Here is a 12,991-nt window from a genome sequence, read left to right on the forward strand (position 1 = left end):
GTTGCAAAAGGAGATTAAAGTCTAACTAAATGATAATTCGAAAATTGAGTATTTAGTTATCTATACCAGCTTTAGCTTTCAGGCTTTGAGTCATCCCATTGATGTCACCACCCTGAATGCCTAATTCATTCATCAGGCTATCAATCAAAGGTGCCTGGCTACGATAACGCAAAGCACTATTCACCACCTGATCGGAGAGGGCAACATTGCCGCCTTCATGATGGGCATCTGCTTGGCAAGAACCCGCATATGTGCCATGTAGGCCATTGACTTGCAGAATCTTGATGTCATCAATGTTTTCCATCGGCTTAACACTTTCACGAATGATTTCAGGTAAGTATTTCAGCATGGCTAGCCGGATTTGCATTTCCACCTGTTCAGATGACAGTACATTATTTGCTTCATTCACTGCGCGAGTACCTTCAGCATCGACTTGATACTGTTTCTCCATCGCTTGAGCAAGTAATACTTTGGCATCCGCTTCACCTTTAGCTTTCAGGCGAACTTTTTCAGCTTCGGCTTCAGCGGCAATACGAACCGCTTCTGCATCATCAGCTGCTGCCTGTTTGCCAGCTTCTGCTGCAACGGTAATGGCAATTGCATCTTTCTCAGCCTGTTCTTTCGCTGCAACCAGTTCAACCGCTTTTTGACGTTCTGCTTGCTGGATCTGGCGGACAGTGACGACTTCTTCTTCCGCTTTAACCGCTTGAGCACGTGCCTGATCAGCTAAAGCTTTGGCTTCAGATTCAGCACGGGATTTTTCTGCAATCGCAATTGCACGATCCTGTTCAGCCAGTTCAATCGTTTTCTTCTGTTCAACTTGGGCTTTTTGAATAAGCTGAGCTTTCTGAATGTTTTCATTTTCAACATCACGAGCTGCCAGAATGCGTTTCAGTTCTACTTCACGTTCAGCAGCAATACGGGCTTCTTCCGCTTCACGTTTTTTTGCAGCTTCCTGAGCTGCAATTTCAGCTAACTGTTCAGCGCGGCGAATCGAAATTTCACGTTCCTGTTGCAGTTTGGCATATTCTTCTTCACGGATAATTTGTAGACGTGCTTGCTCAGCTTCCAGATTTTTGGCTTTAATGGCCAGATCTGTATCCTGTTCAATATGATTACGCTTACGGCGACGATCTTCAATCGTTTCAGTGAGTTTGGTTAAACCTTCAGCATCGAAAGCATTTTGTGGATTGAAATATTTAAAGCCGGTTTGATCCAGACCTGTTAAAGAAACAGTTTCCAGTTCCAGACCATTTTTGTGCAGATCTTCAGACACCACTTGCTGTACTTTTTGTACGAAGTCGACCCGTTTTTCATGTAATTCTTCCATGGCCATTTCAGCGGCAACGGCGCGTAAAGAGTCGACAAATTTCCCTTCAACCAGATTCTTTAATTCATTTGGCGACATGGTCTTTTGACCAAGAGTTTGTGCTGCCGTAGCAATCGAATCAGCCGTTGGTTTCACACGTACATAGAATTCAGCCATGACATCGACACGCATGCGATCACGGGTAATCAGTGCCTGATCATCGGCACGACGGACTTCCAGACGCAAGGTATTCATATTGACTGGAATGATTTCATGTAGCACCGGTAGCACCAAAGCCCCGCCGCCTAAAATCACTTTTTCACCACCCCAACCGGTACGTACAAAGGAAATCTCTTTACTGGAACGACGGTATAAACGCGCAATGATTAATCCGAAGGTGACTAGGCCAACGAATATAATCCCCGCAATAATCAAAACATTATATAAATCAAAATTTAGCATTGTTATAAAGTCTCTTTGGGCAAGCTTGATTTTTATAGGAAATTGGTTTAATTAAAGTTCAATAGCCTGAAAGCCATTTTTAGTTTTTTGAGTCAAAACCACTGTCTGACCTTGATTAAATATTTCATTGCGTTCAGGTTCGACCAGCACATAATGGGTCTTACCATGCTGATCCTGAACTTTGGCCTGAGCAGGGGAGTTAGCTTTGGCATCTCCCAGAATAATCGTGGCGGTTCGTCCGATCAGTTCATCGCTATAGATCGCGATGGTTTCATCCTGAGGCAGAATTTTGGCAGCAAGCACGGACAGCCCACGTACAATCGGCATGCATAAAAATAAACAGGCAGGGGAAATAATCCATGCATTTAAAAGCTGACTGGTAAATCGTTCGAACAGGCCTTGGATCAATAAACCGCTCAGACCATAACTGGTCAGGAAAATAATGAGCCAGATAAAGAGAGGCAGGCGACCCAGATAAAGCCAGTCGAATACTTTATTGAACAGGCCGGTCTGCTGATCAATACCTACTTCCGGATGAAGCGGTTCTTCAGGCAGAAATTGTTCGAACATATTCTGGGAACCACCTCCTAGCATCAGCAAGACACATTCCAAGGCAGCAAACATCAGCATCAGGCTTAAACTGATACTAAATACAATGTTGGAAGGATGAATGAACAGTTCCCACATGAGTTTCTGTCTCTAATTATGGTTTTATAGAAATTTTATGACCCTGTTAAAGATAACAGTTATTAATAAAATTGTAAGCAAAAAACAACAAAAATCCCAATCGGGATAGCTTGATAAAATCCAAAATTTAACAATATGTGATGAGCTTTTCTTAGCTGCAAATAAATGTCGACTATTTTATAGGTGGGCGAATCTGAGGTTTTATCTCAAGAATAGAAAAGCAATTGTGTACATTTGCTTTTCTGTCCCTAGGTAGATGTATAAAAGCATTAAAGGATGGCGGTCTGGATACGGACTTTCATTTCTAGGGCTTGTTGCAGGATATAGTTCTTCATCCATTGCACCTGTTCGCCCATTGGATTGGTTTTTACTGCAGTCTCCAGAAATTTAAGTTCAGGCTGATTAAATAGTTGTTCATCGAGAGCCTGTTCCAATGCCTGAGTATTTGCAGACAAAGGAAGGGCCACCAAGAAAAAGGCTTTAGGATAGTTATAGAAAGCATAAAGCAGATTGAAAGCTTTTTGATCACTTCTCAGATTGCCGGCACCTATTTCGTAACCTGCCTGCTGGTTGCTATAAGTCATACCGAGCAGGTATTCCCATTGACCGTTCAGCTTACGCAGGCCAAACTGCAGGCCAATCTGATCCGCGGTCAATTCATGCTGGATATAAATGTTTAAAGGACTGCCATCTTCAGTATAGGGTTCCTGAAGAACCAAAATATGTTGCTGGTGCTGGTAAATAAAACCGGCAAGTTTTGCCTGTTCCAGACGGGATTTTAAAGTATCTAAATCAAATTCGTTATAAGGCATACATAGTTTATAAATTGGAAGAACTAATCCTACTCTAATTTTTTTTCACCACGATGTGAACTGTCCGTTTAGATGATTAATATATCATTTCATTGCTAAAAGTAATCTTCCAGAGTGCTTTGACTAAACAATCAATTGTCTTTATTTAGCTAAGCTATCAGATTCATAAAAACTGATAGTTGATATTAGTGAATTTTTATATGACGTTTTAATATATGAATATCACAAAACAAGCAATCGTTATGAAAAGTTAATCACTATAATGAATATAAATTTTATAAAGTGTAATAAGTACACGTGTAATACGCAGGTTGTCCATGTCATTAAATGAGGAAAGACTTACTCATCTTAAACAGCTTGAAGCTGAGAGTATTCACATCATTCGCGAAGTTGCTGCCGAGTTTGAAAATCCGGTTATGCTTTATTCAATCGGTAAAGATTCAGCAGTCATGCTGCATTTAGCACTGAAAGCGTTTTATCCTGCAAAACTTCCATTCCCGCTACTTCATGTAGATACCGGCTGGAAATTCAAAGACATGATCAAGTTCCGTGACAACATGGCCAAAGAACATGGCTTTGATCTGATCGTGCATCAGAACAAAGAAGGTCGTGATGCGGGCGTAAACCCATTCGACTATGGTAGCTCTAAATATACTGACATTATGAAAACCCAAGGCTTGAAACAGGCACTGGATAAATATCAGTTTGATGCTGCTTTCGGTGGTGCACGTCGTGACGAAGAAAAATCACGTGCCAAAGAACGTGTTTATTCATTCCGTGATTCTAAACACCGTTGGGATCCGAAAAACCAGCGTCCAGAACTTTGGAACCTTTACAATGGTAAAGTGAACAAAGGCGAAAGTATTCGTGTATTCCCGCTGTCTAACTGGACTGAGCTGGACATCTGGCAATATATCTACCTAGAAAATATCAAACTTGTTCCATTGTACTTAGCTGCTGAACGTCCAGTCGTTGAGCGTAATGGTACACTGATCATGGTTGATGATGAGCGTATGCGCCTGAATCCAGGCGAAGTGCCACAAATGAAATCGGTTCGTTTCCGTACTTTAGGTTGTTACCCATTAACGGGTGCGGTTGAATCAACTGCAACAACTTTACCGGAAATTATCCAGGAAATGCTTTTAGCGACCACATCTGAACGTCAAGGCCGTATGATCGATCATGACGAAGCAGGTTCGATGGAAAAGAAAAAGCAGGAAGGTTACTTCTAAGAATCTTAAGAAATCTCCTCCTAAGAATCTCCTTGCGCAGCAGTGCTGCTCACCCTCTTTACCAAAGAGGGGCTTAAAAAAGCGGAGGAAAGTCCTCCTTTAGTAAAGGAGGATTTAGGTGGATTTGAAGATTAGAAACGATTTCAACGTATTTGTGGAGCTATGAGCGATGTCTCACCAATCAGAACTTATTAGCCAAGACATTTTGGCTTATTTGAAACAGCACGAAAATAAAGACTTATTGCGTTTCCTGACTTGCGGTAATGTGGATGATGGTAAATCAACCCTGATCGGCCGTCTGCTTTATGATTCAAAACTGATTTATGAAGATCAGCTGCAAGCGGTTACCCGTGACTCTAAAAAAGTAGGTACCACAGGCGATGCACCTGACTTGGCGCTGCTTGTCGATGGTCTGCAAGCTGAACGTGAGCAAGGTATTACCATTGACGTAGCTTACCGTTATTTCTCTACTGAAAAACGTAAGTTCATCATTGCCGACACCCCAGGGCACGAACAGTACACTCGTAACATGGCCACTGGTGCGTCTACTGCGGATCTTGCAATTATCCTGATCGATGCGCGTTACGGTGTTCAGACTCAAACACGTCGTCACTCATTTATTGCGAGCCTGTTAGGTATTCGTAATATCGTGGTTGCAGTGAACAAAATGGACTTGGTTGAATTCTCTGAAGCACGCTTCAATGAAATTCAGGCTGAATACAACGAGTTCGTGAACCAGTTGGGTGATCGTAAGCCGGAAAACATTGTGTTTACACCGATTTCTGCGTTAAACGGTGATAACGTTGTAAACAAATCACCAAATACGCCGTGGTACCAAGGTCAAACCTTAATGGAGACTCTGGAAACTGTAGAAATTACACGTAATACCAGCAAAGATGAATTCCGTTTCCCAGTTCAATACGTTAACCGTCCTAACCTCGATTTCCGTGGTTTCTGCGGTACCATCGCACTGGGTAAAGTGAAAGTTGGTGATGAAATTGTTGCGCTGCCATCTGGCAAGAAATCAACAGTAAAAGAAATTGTCACTTTTGATGGCAATCTGGATCATGCTGTAGCTGGTCAAGCTGTTACGTTAACACTGAATGATGAGATCGATATTTCACGTGGTAACGTGTTGGTAAAAGCTGGCGAACAACCACTGATTTCACGTTCTGCACGTGCGTCTGTAGTGTGGATGAACGATCAACCGCTCGTGGTTGGCAAACTTTATAATGTGAAGTTTGGTACTCAAACTATTCCAGCGAAAGTTGCGAAAATTAACTACCGTACCAATGTCAATACATTGGAAAAACTACAAGTAGAGCAGCTGGATCTGAATGCAATTGCTGATGTGACCATCGAATTTGATGCGCCAGTGGTATTTGACCGTTATCAAGACAGCCGTTACACCGGTTCATTCATCTTCATCGACCGTCTAAGCAACGTGACTGTTGGTGCGGGTATGGTTGAAGTTGCAGTGGAATGGACTGCACACAACGAGCCTGTAACTGCCGAAGCACGTGCTGCACGTTTAGGTCAAAAACCTGCTGCGGTCACTGTAACTGCGAAAGCACTGGAAAATGCTCAAGCACTTGAAAGCCTGTTGATTCAGCAAGGTGTAGTTGCAATTGCGAAAGCGGGTCTGACTGCTGAACAGGTTGCACTTGTTCGTGAAACTGGTGTGGTAGTGATTACTGACCTTGCAGAAGGTACAGATGTGACTTACACAGCCGATGCAGTTGAAGAACTGGCTGAGAAAATTGTGGAATTGGTTCGTCTATAAGACTGGACTGATTTTAAGAAAAACCCGCTGTAAGGCGGGTTTTTTTATTGCCTGAATTTTGAATGTTTGAAAATCATTCGGTTATTCAAAATGTGATCTTTCAATTTATATGTAGCTTTATACAATGCTCCGTAGATGGGGGGAATGTATGAAAAAATTATTATTACTAGTTGGACTATGTGTAGCTTTTGGAGCAGAAGCCAAGCAGAGCAGCCAAAGTACGGAAGCAATTAAACAGAAGATTATTCAACAGTCGATTGAAAGCTATCCGGGAAATTGTCCTTGTCCATACAATACAGCGCGTAATGGTAGTCGTTGCGGCAAGCGTAGTGCTTATAACCGTGCTGGTGGTTATGCACCGTTTTGCTATCCGGAAGATGTCAGTGATCGGATGGTGCGAGAATATAAAAGTTAAAATTTAAGTTGAGGGACTAAGATTATAAATCATCTATTTTTATACATTTAGATAAGACAGTAACTATAAAAAAAGTTCCTAGTTAATTGTTGTAATCTCCACTGAGAAAATGGCTTTATAAGGAAGGATTTTTTCACAAGTATTTCGTGCCTATTTTTTCTTCTTAAATTTAACTTTTATTGCTTCACTTGAAATAAATTCAATATTATCTATGATAAGATATATCTTAATTAAATTTAAGATATATCTTTTGTATGTCTAGAACTTCTGATTCTGCATTAAAAGAAGAGCGAAAAAACTCTCCAAAACCTCGTAGACGGCTCTTTGAAGCAGGTGAAATGAAACTGCTCATGCTGCATTTTATTGCTCAAGCGCCCAAGTTTAGCTATGACATTATTAAAGATGTAGCTGCGCTGGTTGGAGGTAACTATAAACCGAGTACAGGTACGATCTGCCCAACAATTAGCTATCTTGAAGAACAGCAATATACCCAAGTGATCATGAGTGCTGATGAGCGTAAGCAATACCACATTACAGACAAAGGTCGTGAGCATCTTAAAGATAGTCAGGAAACTCTACAAAGAGTTCTTAGCCGTTTTGAAACCCGTCGCCGCATTCAAGAAGATGAGCGCTATATCGATATCCATAATTCAATGGAAAGCCTGAAAGCTTCACTACGATTCAAACTGCAAAATGAACTTCGTCCAGAGCAGATCAGTGATATTGCTGCCCAGATTGAACAGGCTGCAATTAATATCCGTCAACTGTAGGAGCAGGACATGAAACAACATCTCTATGAAGTGACTGTTCAACATCTGGCTGATGCCCAAGGTAATCCATCAACCTATACTGAGGAGCTACAGTTTCAGGTGGGTAATCACGATGACATCTTTAAAATACTGGAAAAACTTCAAGCCAGTCAGTTGCTAGATGAGGAAAGTACCAAAGCATTTGTTATCGGCTTAAAACTGTTTAGTGAAGTCATGCTGGAAAATAAAGAGTTGCCACTCTTCAAGGAATTCATGCCGCAATTTGCCCAGTTTATGAAATCCTTAAAACAGACAGTGAAAGCCCAAAGTGAAGAACAGTAAGTATTCTAAAGGTCATTTATGAAAAAGAATCTCCCAAAATTTCACCCAAAACATCTGAACTGGTTAATGCCCTTAATCCTTTCCGGCATTATGAGCGGTGCGATTTCCTGCTTTAATATGCTGCTGAATAAAGGTTGGAGCGATGCGTTTATCTCGCTATGGTTACATGCTTGGGGGCTGTCATGGCTGGTGGCATTTCCACTGATTCTGCTTGTATTGCCGCTGGTACGCAAATTCCTGATGCAGTTTGTGCAGATGTCAGATCAATCTGCTAAATAAAAGATTGATTCGCTTGAATCAGCCGGAATCGGATGATTTATTTAGAACTTGAGATAAAATAGATTTCATTTCAGTTAGGCTTTTCACACCAGCAATACGATGAATGATCTGCCCATTTTTAAAGATCAGGGTAGAGGGCAAGCCATAGACGTTATAGCGTAAGGTCAGAATCGGTGATTGATCGACATTGATTTTACCGAACTTAATTTCTGGGTTGTGCCCAGCATATTGTGCTGCCAGTTCCTCAAAAACCGGAAAATTCTGTACACAGGGCTTGCACCAGTCAGCATAGAACCGGATCACAGCAAGGCCTTCAAACCATTCGAAGTCACTGTAATTATCTTCATTGTAGGTGATGACTGCTGACATGAATTTGCTCTCATCATTTCAAAATTAAGATTTAAACCAGCTCATAGTAAGTTCAGCTTGACCGGTATTCTCATCGATTCCTTGATTGATAATCTTAAAACCTTGCTTCTGATAAAAGCTGACTGCTGATGTATTTGCAGCATAGACATTTAAATGCAGCTGATTACATTGCTGTTTTAAGAAATTAACTAAACGGCGACCATAGCCAGCACCTTGCTGCTCAGGATCAATGAAAAGTGCAGCTAATACATTTTCCGATTTTAATAATGAAACAAAGCCAAGTACCGTATGATTTTCTTTAAGGACATAGTTTTCTGCTAAGGGTAAATATACATCTCGCATTGGAAGTAGCTGATTTTCCCAATAACTAGCAGGAATAAAATCATGCGCCTTTAAAGAAGCCTGGAACCAGATTTCAAGAATAGCGTCGATATCCTCGGTTTTCGCTTTTGTAATTATTGTCATCAGTGGTCTTATATCAATTTACTAAATAGGCAGCTGATTATACATAAGTCCATGCTGCTTCAATCCATAGCATTTCTATGTTCAAATAAGTTCGAAAAATATGAAACGTGAATATTAGGGAAAGAATCCATGACGCAACACAGCATGCAACAAGTCATCATTACAGAACCGGGTGGTGTAGAGAAACTCGCATATGAAACCGTTGCCATTCCAGAAGCAAAAGCAGATGAAGTTCTGGTTAAGGTTCATGCTTTTGGGATTAACCGTCCGGATATCTTGCAGCGTCAGGGTTTGTATCCAATGCCTAAGGGTGTGACTCCGGTACCGGGTCTGGAAGTTGCCGGTGAAGTGGTTGCAGTCGGAAGTGAAGTAAGTCAGTTTAAAGTGGGTGATAAGGTTTGTGGCCTGACCAATGGTGGTGGTTATGCAGAATATTGCGTTGTGCCAGAGAGCCAGACTTTAAACATTCCTGAAGGCGTGAGCTTTGTACAGGCTGCAGCGATTCCTGAAACCTTTTTCACTGTATGGGCAAATGTGTTCCAGATGGGTAAGGCTAAGGCAGGAGAGACTGTGCTGATTCATGGCGGAACTAGCGGAATCGGAACCACGGCCTTAATGCTGTGCAAATCTCTAGGCATCAAAACCTTTGCGACAGCAGGCAGTGATGAAAAAATCCAGGCGATTTCACACCTGACCACTGGAATCAATTACAAGACCCAAGACTTTGAGCAGGTCATCAATGAAGCCACGGATAATGCTGGTGTAGATGTGATCTTGGATATGGTAGGTGCACCGTACCTGGAGAAAAACCTGAATCTGCTGCGTCGCGATGGCCGCCTGGTTTATATCGCTTTCCTGGGCGGTGCTAAGGCTAAGGAGGTAAAACTGGGTCAAATCATGATGAAGCGTTTGACCATTACCGGTTCCACCATGCGTGCACGCAATACGGCTGAGAAAGCTGGAATTGCCCAGGGCCTGAAAGAGCATGTGGCACCACTCTGGGCAACAGGTGAATGTTTACCGATGATCTATAAAACCTTCAAGTTTGACCAGATTCAGGATGCGCATGCAGCGATGGATACAGGTGAACATATCGGTAAGATTGTGGTGGAAATCATCTAATTATTCTTGTGATAGAAATATTAAAAGCCAACTTTTGTTGGCTTTTATTTTGCATAAAAAACGATAACTAATTTAAATTAATTGCTTGAAATAGGAGTATAAATTTTAAAAAACGGTAAAAAGTGTCGATTGTTCGACACAACCTGTCAAAACTGAGGAGTAAATTAGCGCTTAAATATAATCTGACTAAATTGTTTGGTATTTGATGAAATGTCACGTATTAAAAGGAAGTATATTATGAAGATAGTGTCGGCCCCTTATACGCATGAACATGGCTTTCGTGCATTGAAGCGTTTGCATAAAGCGATTATCCGTAATCAGTTACTTCGTTCCGATTTACACAAGCTGTATCAAGCCATGTTGCATCTGGAACGCTATATGGAACGGCTGAGCCACTCAGCACCAAAACCTCACTACAAACGTCGTAAAAAATCTTAAAAAACATCTTGCCTATTAGCCTTAAGTTGAAGTGAATAACTCTAATCTTGTTTTTATTTGGCTGTATAATTTTCCCATAATTTAAAAATTCTAAGCAAATGATTCATTGTGCTGCACAAGCGGCACGAAGAGGGTATTTATGAAGGGCAATGCGTCAACGCATGAGCGCCTCGCAGACCGTTTGGCAAATATTTTAACCAAACTTAATATAGGGCATCAGTTAAGTGTACAGGAGCTGGCACGAGAATTTCAGGTCAGCACCCGTACCATTGAGCGTGATTTTGTTCGTCTGAATGCGTATTTACCGCTCATGCAGGATCAAAATACCAAACGCTATTATCTTGAGCCTTCATATTTAGGGCGTTTCAAGTTGCAGGATATCCAGAATTTTGCACAGTTGTCCGGAATCAGTGAGCTGTATCCGGCACTGGATATGTCTTTTATTCGTGAATTGCTGGATGAGCGGGCAAATCAGGTATTTTCGGCAAAAGGCTATTATTTTGAAGATGCCAAACAGTTTGCCGAGCATTTCAAGCTGCTTGCAGGGGCGATCTATAAACGGCAGCAGGTTGAGCTGCAATATTCCGATCAAGCACGAATCATCCAGCCATACCGGTTGATTCATCATCATGGCATCTGGTATCTGGCCGGTGTCACTGAAGCTGAGCTCAAAACCTATCGTTTAAGTCAGTTGCAGGAAGTCAAACTGGTTTTTGAAAATGAAAGCTTTGAGCATGATCCTGAAGTTCTGAAAATGCTGGCAGATGAAGACAGCATCTGGTTTGGTCAGCAAAAACAGCAGGTTTTGATGAAGGTGCAACCTGAAGTCACGGTATTTTTTAAAGAGCGCCGTTTATTTCCGGAACAGCAGATCGAACAGGAATCAGAGTCTGGAGAATTGTTAATTAGTTGTCAGATTCGTCATGAAATGCAGTTATTGCCACTGGTACGTTACTGGCTACCGTATGTAAAGATCATTGAGCCGATTCATTTTCAGGAAAAACTGGAACAGGATCTGGAAGGTTATTTACGCTCTGCTGGATAATATTTTGAAAGCAGAGCAGGTTGGCGAATGCTTATAGAATTCTATTGAGAATTAGATTTAGCAAATTACAGGCATAAAAAAACCAGCTTTCGCTGGGTTCTTTATTTGCACCATCTTCAGTAGTAGAAGAATGGTGCCCGAGGCCAGACTCGAACTGGCACGCTTTGTGGGCGGGGGATTTTAAATCCCCTGTGTCTACCGATTTCACCACTCGGGCTTTAACAAGATTGGAGGCGGAGGTCGGAATCGAACCGGCGTCCACGGAGTTGCAGTCCGCTGCATGACCACTCTGCCACCCCGCCGCGTCTTGTTGATGCGTATATTATCAAGCTCTGAAAAAAAAACAATAGGATATTCATTTGTATGCGCATAAAAACAGCATATGGCGGAAAATATTCAGAATTATCATGTAGAATGTGCAAAATTGATTCATATCAACACTTGGGAGAAGTGCCGTGGCATTAGTTCTAGACGGTCGTGCATTAGCGAAGCAAATTGAAGCTGACTTGTTAACTCGCGTAGAAGCGCTGAAAGCAAAGTCAGGTCGTACTCCAATTCTTGCGACTATTTTGGTGGGTGACGATGGCGCATCTGCAACTTATGTACGTATGAAAGGTAATGCTTGCCGCCGTGTTGGTATGGATTCATTAAAAGTTGAGCTTCCAAAAGAAACGACTACTGAAGAATTGCTGGCTGAAATTGAAAAATTGAATGCAAATCCGAATGTTCACGGTATTCTGTTACAACATCCGGTTCCTGCACAAATTGATGAACGTGCTTGTTTCGATGCAATCTCGCTTGAAAAAGATGTAGATGGTGTGACTTGCCTGGGTTATGGTCGTATGGCGATGGGTGAAGCAGCTTACGGTTCTGCTACTCCTGCAGGTATCATGACCATCCTGAAAGAAAACAATATTGAAATCGCAGGTAAACATGCGGTAGTGGTTGGTCGTTCTGCGATTCTAGGTAAACCAATGGCAGCAATGTTGCTTGAAGCGAATGCTACAGTGACTATTTGCCATTCACGTACTCAAAACCTTCCAGAATTTGTAAAACAAGCTGACATTATCGTGGGTGCGGTGGGTAAAGCTGAACTGATCCAGAAAGACTGGATTAAACTAGGTGCAGTGGTTGTTGATGCTGGCTTCCACCCACGTGATGGCGGTGGTGTGGGTGATATTCAATTAGTCGGTATCGAAGAAATCGCTTCTGCTTATACCCCAGTTCCGGGTGGTGTAGGTCCTATGACAATCACTACGCTGATTCGTCAAACTGTAGAAGCTGCTGAGAAGGCTTTGGGTTAATTGAAATTTTAATTAGTTACGGCGGAGTTGTATCGTTGTGACTATAGATGTAAGAAGCTCATTCGTTACTTTTGTTTCGGCAAAAGTAACCAAAACCATTTGTCATTCGCAGAACTCGTCATATTTCTTTTGCGTGGTTGATGTGTCGCAAAAACAGGACGAATTAGATTTCAGTCTG

General features: G+C 41.9%; 15 protein-coding genes and 2 tRNA genes. 10 read left to right on the forward strand and 7 right to left on the reverse strand.

What is annotated here, in order from left to right:
* Positions 1-52: 52 nt before the first annotated feature.
* The 3 genes from O4M77_RS04340 to O4M77_RS04350 all read right to left on the reverse strand — a co-directional run bounded on the left by O4M77_RS04340 (position 53) and on the right by O4M77_RS04350 (position 3,270).
* The gene (locus O4M77_RS04340) at positions 53-1,771 is read right to left on the reverse strand and encodes a flotillin family protein (RefSeq protein ID WP_159122812.1); all 1,719 of its coding nucleotides are present in this window, start codon (positions 1,769-1,771) and stop codon (positions 53-55) included.
* A 51-nt stretch (positions 1,772-1,822) separates the two neighbouring features.
* Positions 1,823-2,458: a YqiJ family protein gene (locus O4M77_RS04345; RefSeq protein WP_004782965.1), complete on the reverse strand. Its 636-nt coding sequence runs from the start codon at positions 2,456-2,458 to the stop codon at positions 1,823-1,825.
* A gap of 269 nt (positions 2,459-2,727) precedes the next feature.
* The gene (locus tag O4M77_RS04350; RefSeq protein ID WP_166136988.1) at positions 2,728-3,270 is read right to left on the reverse strand and encodes a hypothetical protein; all 543 of its coding nucleotides are present in this window, start codon (positions 3,268-3,270) and stop codon (positions 2,728-2,730) included.
* Between the two features lie 317 nt (positions 3,271-3,587).
* Here O4M77_RS04350 and cysD point away from each other — a divergent pair, with 317 nt between their 5' ends.
* The 6 genes from cysD (at position 3,588) to O4M77_RS04380 (ending at position 8,070) form a co-directional block, all read left to right on the forward strand.
* The gene (gene cysD, locus O4M77_RS04355; protein ID WP_034170514.1) at positions 3,588-4,502 is read left to right on the forward strand and encodes a sulfate adenylyltransferase subunit CysD; all 915 of its coding nucleotides are present in this window, start codon (positions 3,588-3,590) and stop codon (positions 4,500-4,502) included.
* 169 nt (positions 4,503-4,671) lie between these two features.
* On the forward strand, positions 4,672-6,285 hold the full coding sequence (cysN, locus tag O4M77_RS04360; protein ID WP_323713907.1) for a sulfate adenylyltransferase subunit CysN: 1,614 nt from the start codon (positions 4,672-4,674) through the stop codon (positions 6,283-6,285).
* Positions 6,286-6,433: 148 nt separating this feature from the next.
* Positions 6,434-6,700, forward strand: coding sequence for a hypothetical protein (locus O4M77_RS04365; protein WP_180016796.1), 267 nt, complete (start codon positions 6,434-6,436; stop codon positions 6,698-6,700).
* 254 nt (positions 6,701-6,954) lie between these two features.
* Positions 6,955-7,470: a PadR family transcriptional regulator gene (locus tag O4M77_RS04370; RefSeq protein WP_323713908.1), complete on the forward strand. Its 516-nt coding sequence runs from the start codon at positions 6,955-6,957 to the stop codon at positions 7,468-7,470.
* A 9-nt stretch (positions 7,471-7,479) separates the two neighbouring features.
* The gene (locus O4M77_RS04375; RefSeq protein ID WP_180002281.1) at positions 7,480-7,791 is read left to right on the forward strand and encodes a DUF3861 domain-containing protein; all 312 of its coding nucleotides are present in this window, start codon (positions 7,480-7,482) and stop codon (positions 7,789-7,791) included.
* 18 nt (positions 7,792-7,809) lie between these two features.
* Positions 7,810-8,070 carry a DUF2798 domain-containing protein gene (locus O4M77_RS04380; RefSeq protein WP_034704953.1) on the forward strand — a complete coding sequence of 87 codons (261 nt, stop codon included), beginning with the start codon at positions 7,810-7,812 and terminating at the stop codon, positions 8,068-8,070.
* A gap of 18 nt (positions 8,071-8,088) precedes the next feature.
* Here the strand turns inward: O4M77_RS04380 and O4M77_RS04385 are convergent, their stop codons facing one another.
* Positions 8,089-8,439, reverse strand: coding sequence for a thioredoxin family protein (locus O4M77_RS04385; RefSeq protein WP_323713909.1), 351 nt, complete (start codon positions 8,437-8,439; stop codon positions 8,089-8,091).
* Positions 8,440-8,463: 24 nt separating this feature from the next.
* Entirely contained in the window at positions 8,464-8,904 is a 441-nt protein-coding gene (locus O4M77_RS04390; protein ID WP_323713910.1) for an N-acetyltransferase, read from the reverse strand.
* Positions 8,905-9,033: 129 nt separating this feature from the next.
* On the opposite strand from O4M77_RS04390, the gene O4M77_RS04395 reads away from it, so the two are divergent.
* The 3 genes from O4M77_RS04395 to O4M77_RS04405 all read left to right on the forward strand — a co-directional run bounded on the left by O4M77_RS04395 (position 9,034) and on the right by O4M77_RS04405 (position 11,509).
* Entirely contained in the window at positions 9,034-10,026 is a 993-nt protein-coding gene (locus tag O4M77_RS04395; protein WP_323713911.1) for an NAD(P)H-quinone oxidoreductase, read from the forward strand.
* Positions 10,027-10,263: 237 nt separating this feature from the next.
* Positions 10,264-10,464, forward strand: a complete 201-nt coding sequence (locus O4M77_RS04400) for a hypothetical protein (RefSeq protein WP_159123322.1) — start codon at positions 10,264-10,266, stop codon at positions 10,462-10,464.
* A gap of 139 nt (positions 10,465-10,603) precedes the next feature.
* Positions 10,604-11,509 carry a helix-turn-helix transcriptional regulator gene (locus tag O4M77_RS04405; RefSeq protein ID WP_323713912.1) on the forward strand — a complete coding sequence of 302 codons (906 nt, stop codon included), beginning with the start codon at positions 10,604-10,606 and terminating at the stop codon, positions 11,507-11,509.
* A gap of 131 nt (positions 11,510-11,640) precedes the next feature.
* Here the strand turns inward: O4M77_RS04405 and O4M77_RS04410 are convergent.
* Together O4M77_RS04410 and O4M77_RS04415 are read right to left on the reverse strand one after the other, a co-directional pair.
* Positions 11,641-11,726 (reverse strand) — tRNA-Leu (locus O4M77_RS04410).
* 11 nt (positions 11,727-11,737) lie between these two features.
* A tRNA-Cys gene (locus tag O4M77_RS04415) sits at positions 11,738-11,811 on the reverse strand.
* 153 nt (positions 11,812-11,964) lie between these two features.
* Here O4M77_RS04415 and folD point away from each other — a divergent pair.
* Positions 11,965-12,813, forward strand: a complete 849-nt coding sequence (gene folD, locus O4M77_RS04420; RefSeq protein WP_323713913.1) for a bifunctional methylenetetrahydrofolate dehydrogenase/methenyltetrahydrofolate cyclohydrolase FolD — start codon at positions 11,965-11,967, stop codon at positions 12,811-12,813.
* The last annotated feature ends 178 nt before the right edge of the window (positions 12,814-12,991 follow it).

It is taken from the genome of Acinetobacter sp. YWS30-1 (assembly GCF_033558715.1).
Taxonomy (GTDB): Bacteria; Pseudomonadota; Gammaproteobacteria; order Pseudomonadales; family Moraxellaceae; genus Acinetobacter.

Excerpts from the sequence above, each read along its gene's own strand:
- cysD (WP_034170514.1), top strand. The coding sequence starts at position 3,588 with ATGTCATTAAATGAGGAAAGACTTACTCATCTTAAACAGCTTGAAGCT.
- O4M77_RS04405 (WP_323713912.1), top strand. The coding sequence starts at position 10,604 with ATGAAGGGCAATGCGTCAACGCATGAGCGCCTCGCAGACCGTTTGGCA.
- O4M77_RS04365 (WP_180016796.1), top strand. The coding sequence starts at position 6,434 with ATGAAAAAATTATTATTACTAGTTGGACTATGTGTAGCTTTTGGAGCA.
- O4M77_RS04385 (WP_323713909.1), bottom strand. The coding sequence starts at position 8,439 with ATGTCAGCAGTCATCACCTACAATGAAGATAATTACAGTGACTTCGAA.
- O4M77_RS04340 (WP_159122812.1), bottom strand. The coding sequence starts at position 1,771 with ATGCTAAATTTTGATTTATATAATGTTTTGATTATTGCGGGGATTATA.
- O4M77_RS04395 (WP_323713911.1), top strand. The coding sequence starts at position 9,034 with ATGACGCAACACAGCATGCAACAAGTCATCATTACAGAACCGGGTGGT.
- cysN (WP_323713907.1), top strand. The coding sequence starts at position 4,672 with ATGTCTCACCAATCAGAACTTATTAGCCAAGACATTTTGGCTTATTTG.
- O4M77_RS04390 (WP_323713910.1), bottom strand. The coding sequence starts at position 8,904 with ATGACAATAATTACAAAAGCGAAAACCGAGGATATCGACGCTATTCTT.
- O4M77_RS04380 (WP_034704953.1), top strand. The coding sequence starts at position 7,810 with ATGAAAAAGAATCTCCCAAAATTTCACCCAAAACATCTGAACTGGTTA.
- O4M77_RS04375 (WP_180002281.1), top strand. The coding sequence starts at position 7,480 with ATGAAACAACATCTCTATGAAGTGACTGTTCAACATCTGGCTGATGCC.
- O4M77_RS04400 (WP_159123322.1), top strand. The coding sequence starts at position 10,264 with ATGAAGATAGTGTCGGCCCCTTATACGCATGAACATGGCTTTCGTGCA.
- O4M77_RS04350 (WP_166136988.1), bottom strand. The coding sequence starts at position 3,270 with ATGCCTTATAACGAATTTGATTTAGATACTTTAAAATCCCGTCTGGAA.
- O4M77_RS04370 (WP_323713908.1), top strand. The coding sequence starts at position 6,955 with ATGTCTAGAACTTCTGATTCTGCATTAAAAGAAGAGCGAAAAAACTCT.
- O4M77_RS04345 (WP_004782965.1), bottom strand. The coding sequence starts at position 2,458 with ATGTGGGAACTGTTCATTCATCCTTCCAACATTGTATTTAGTATCAGT.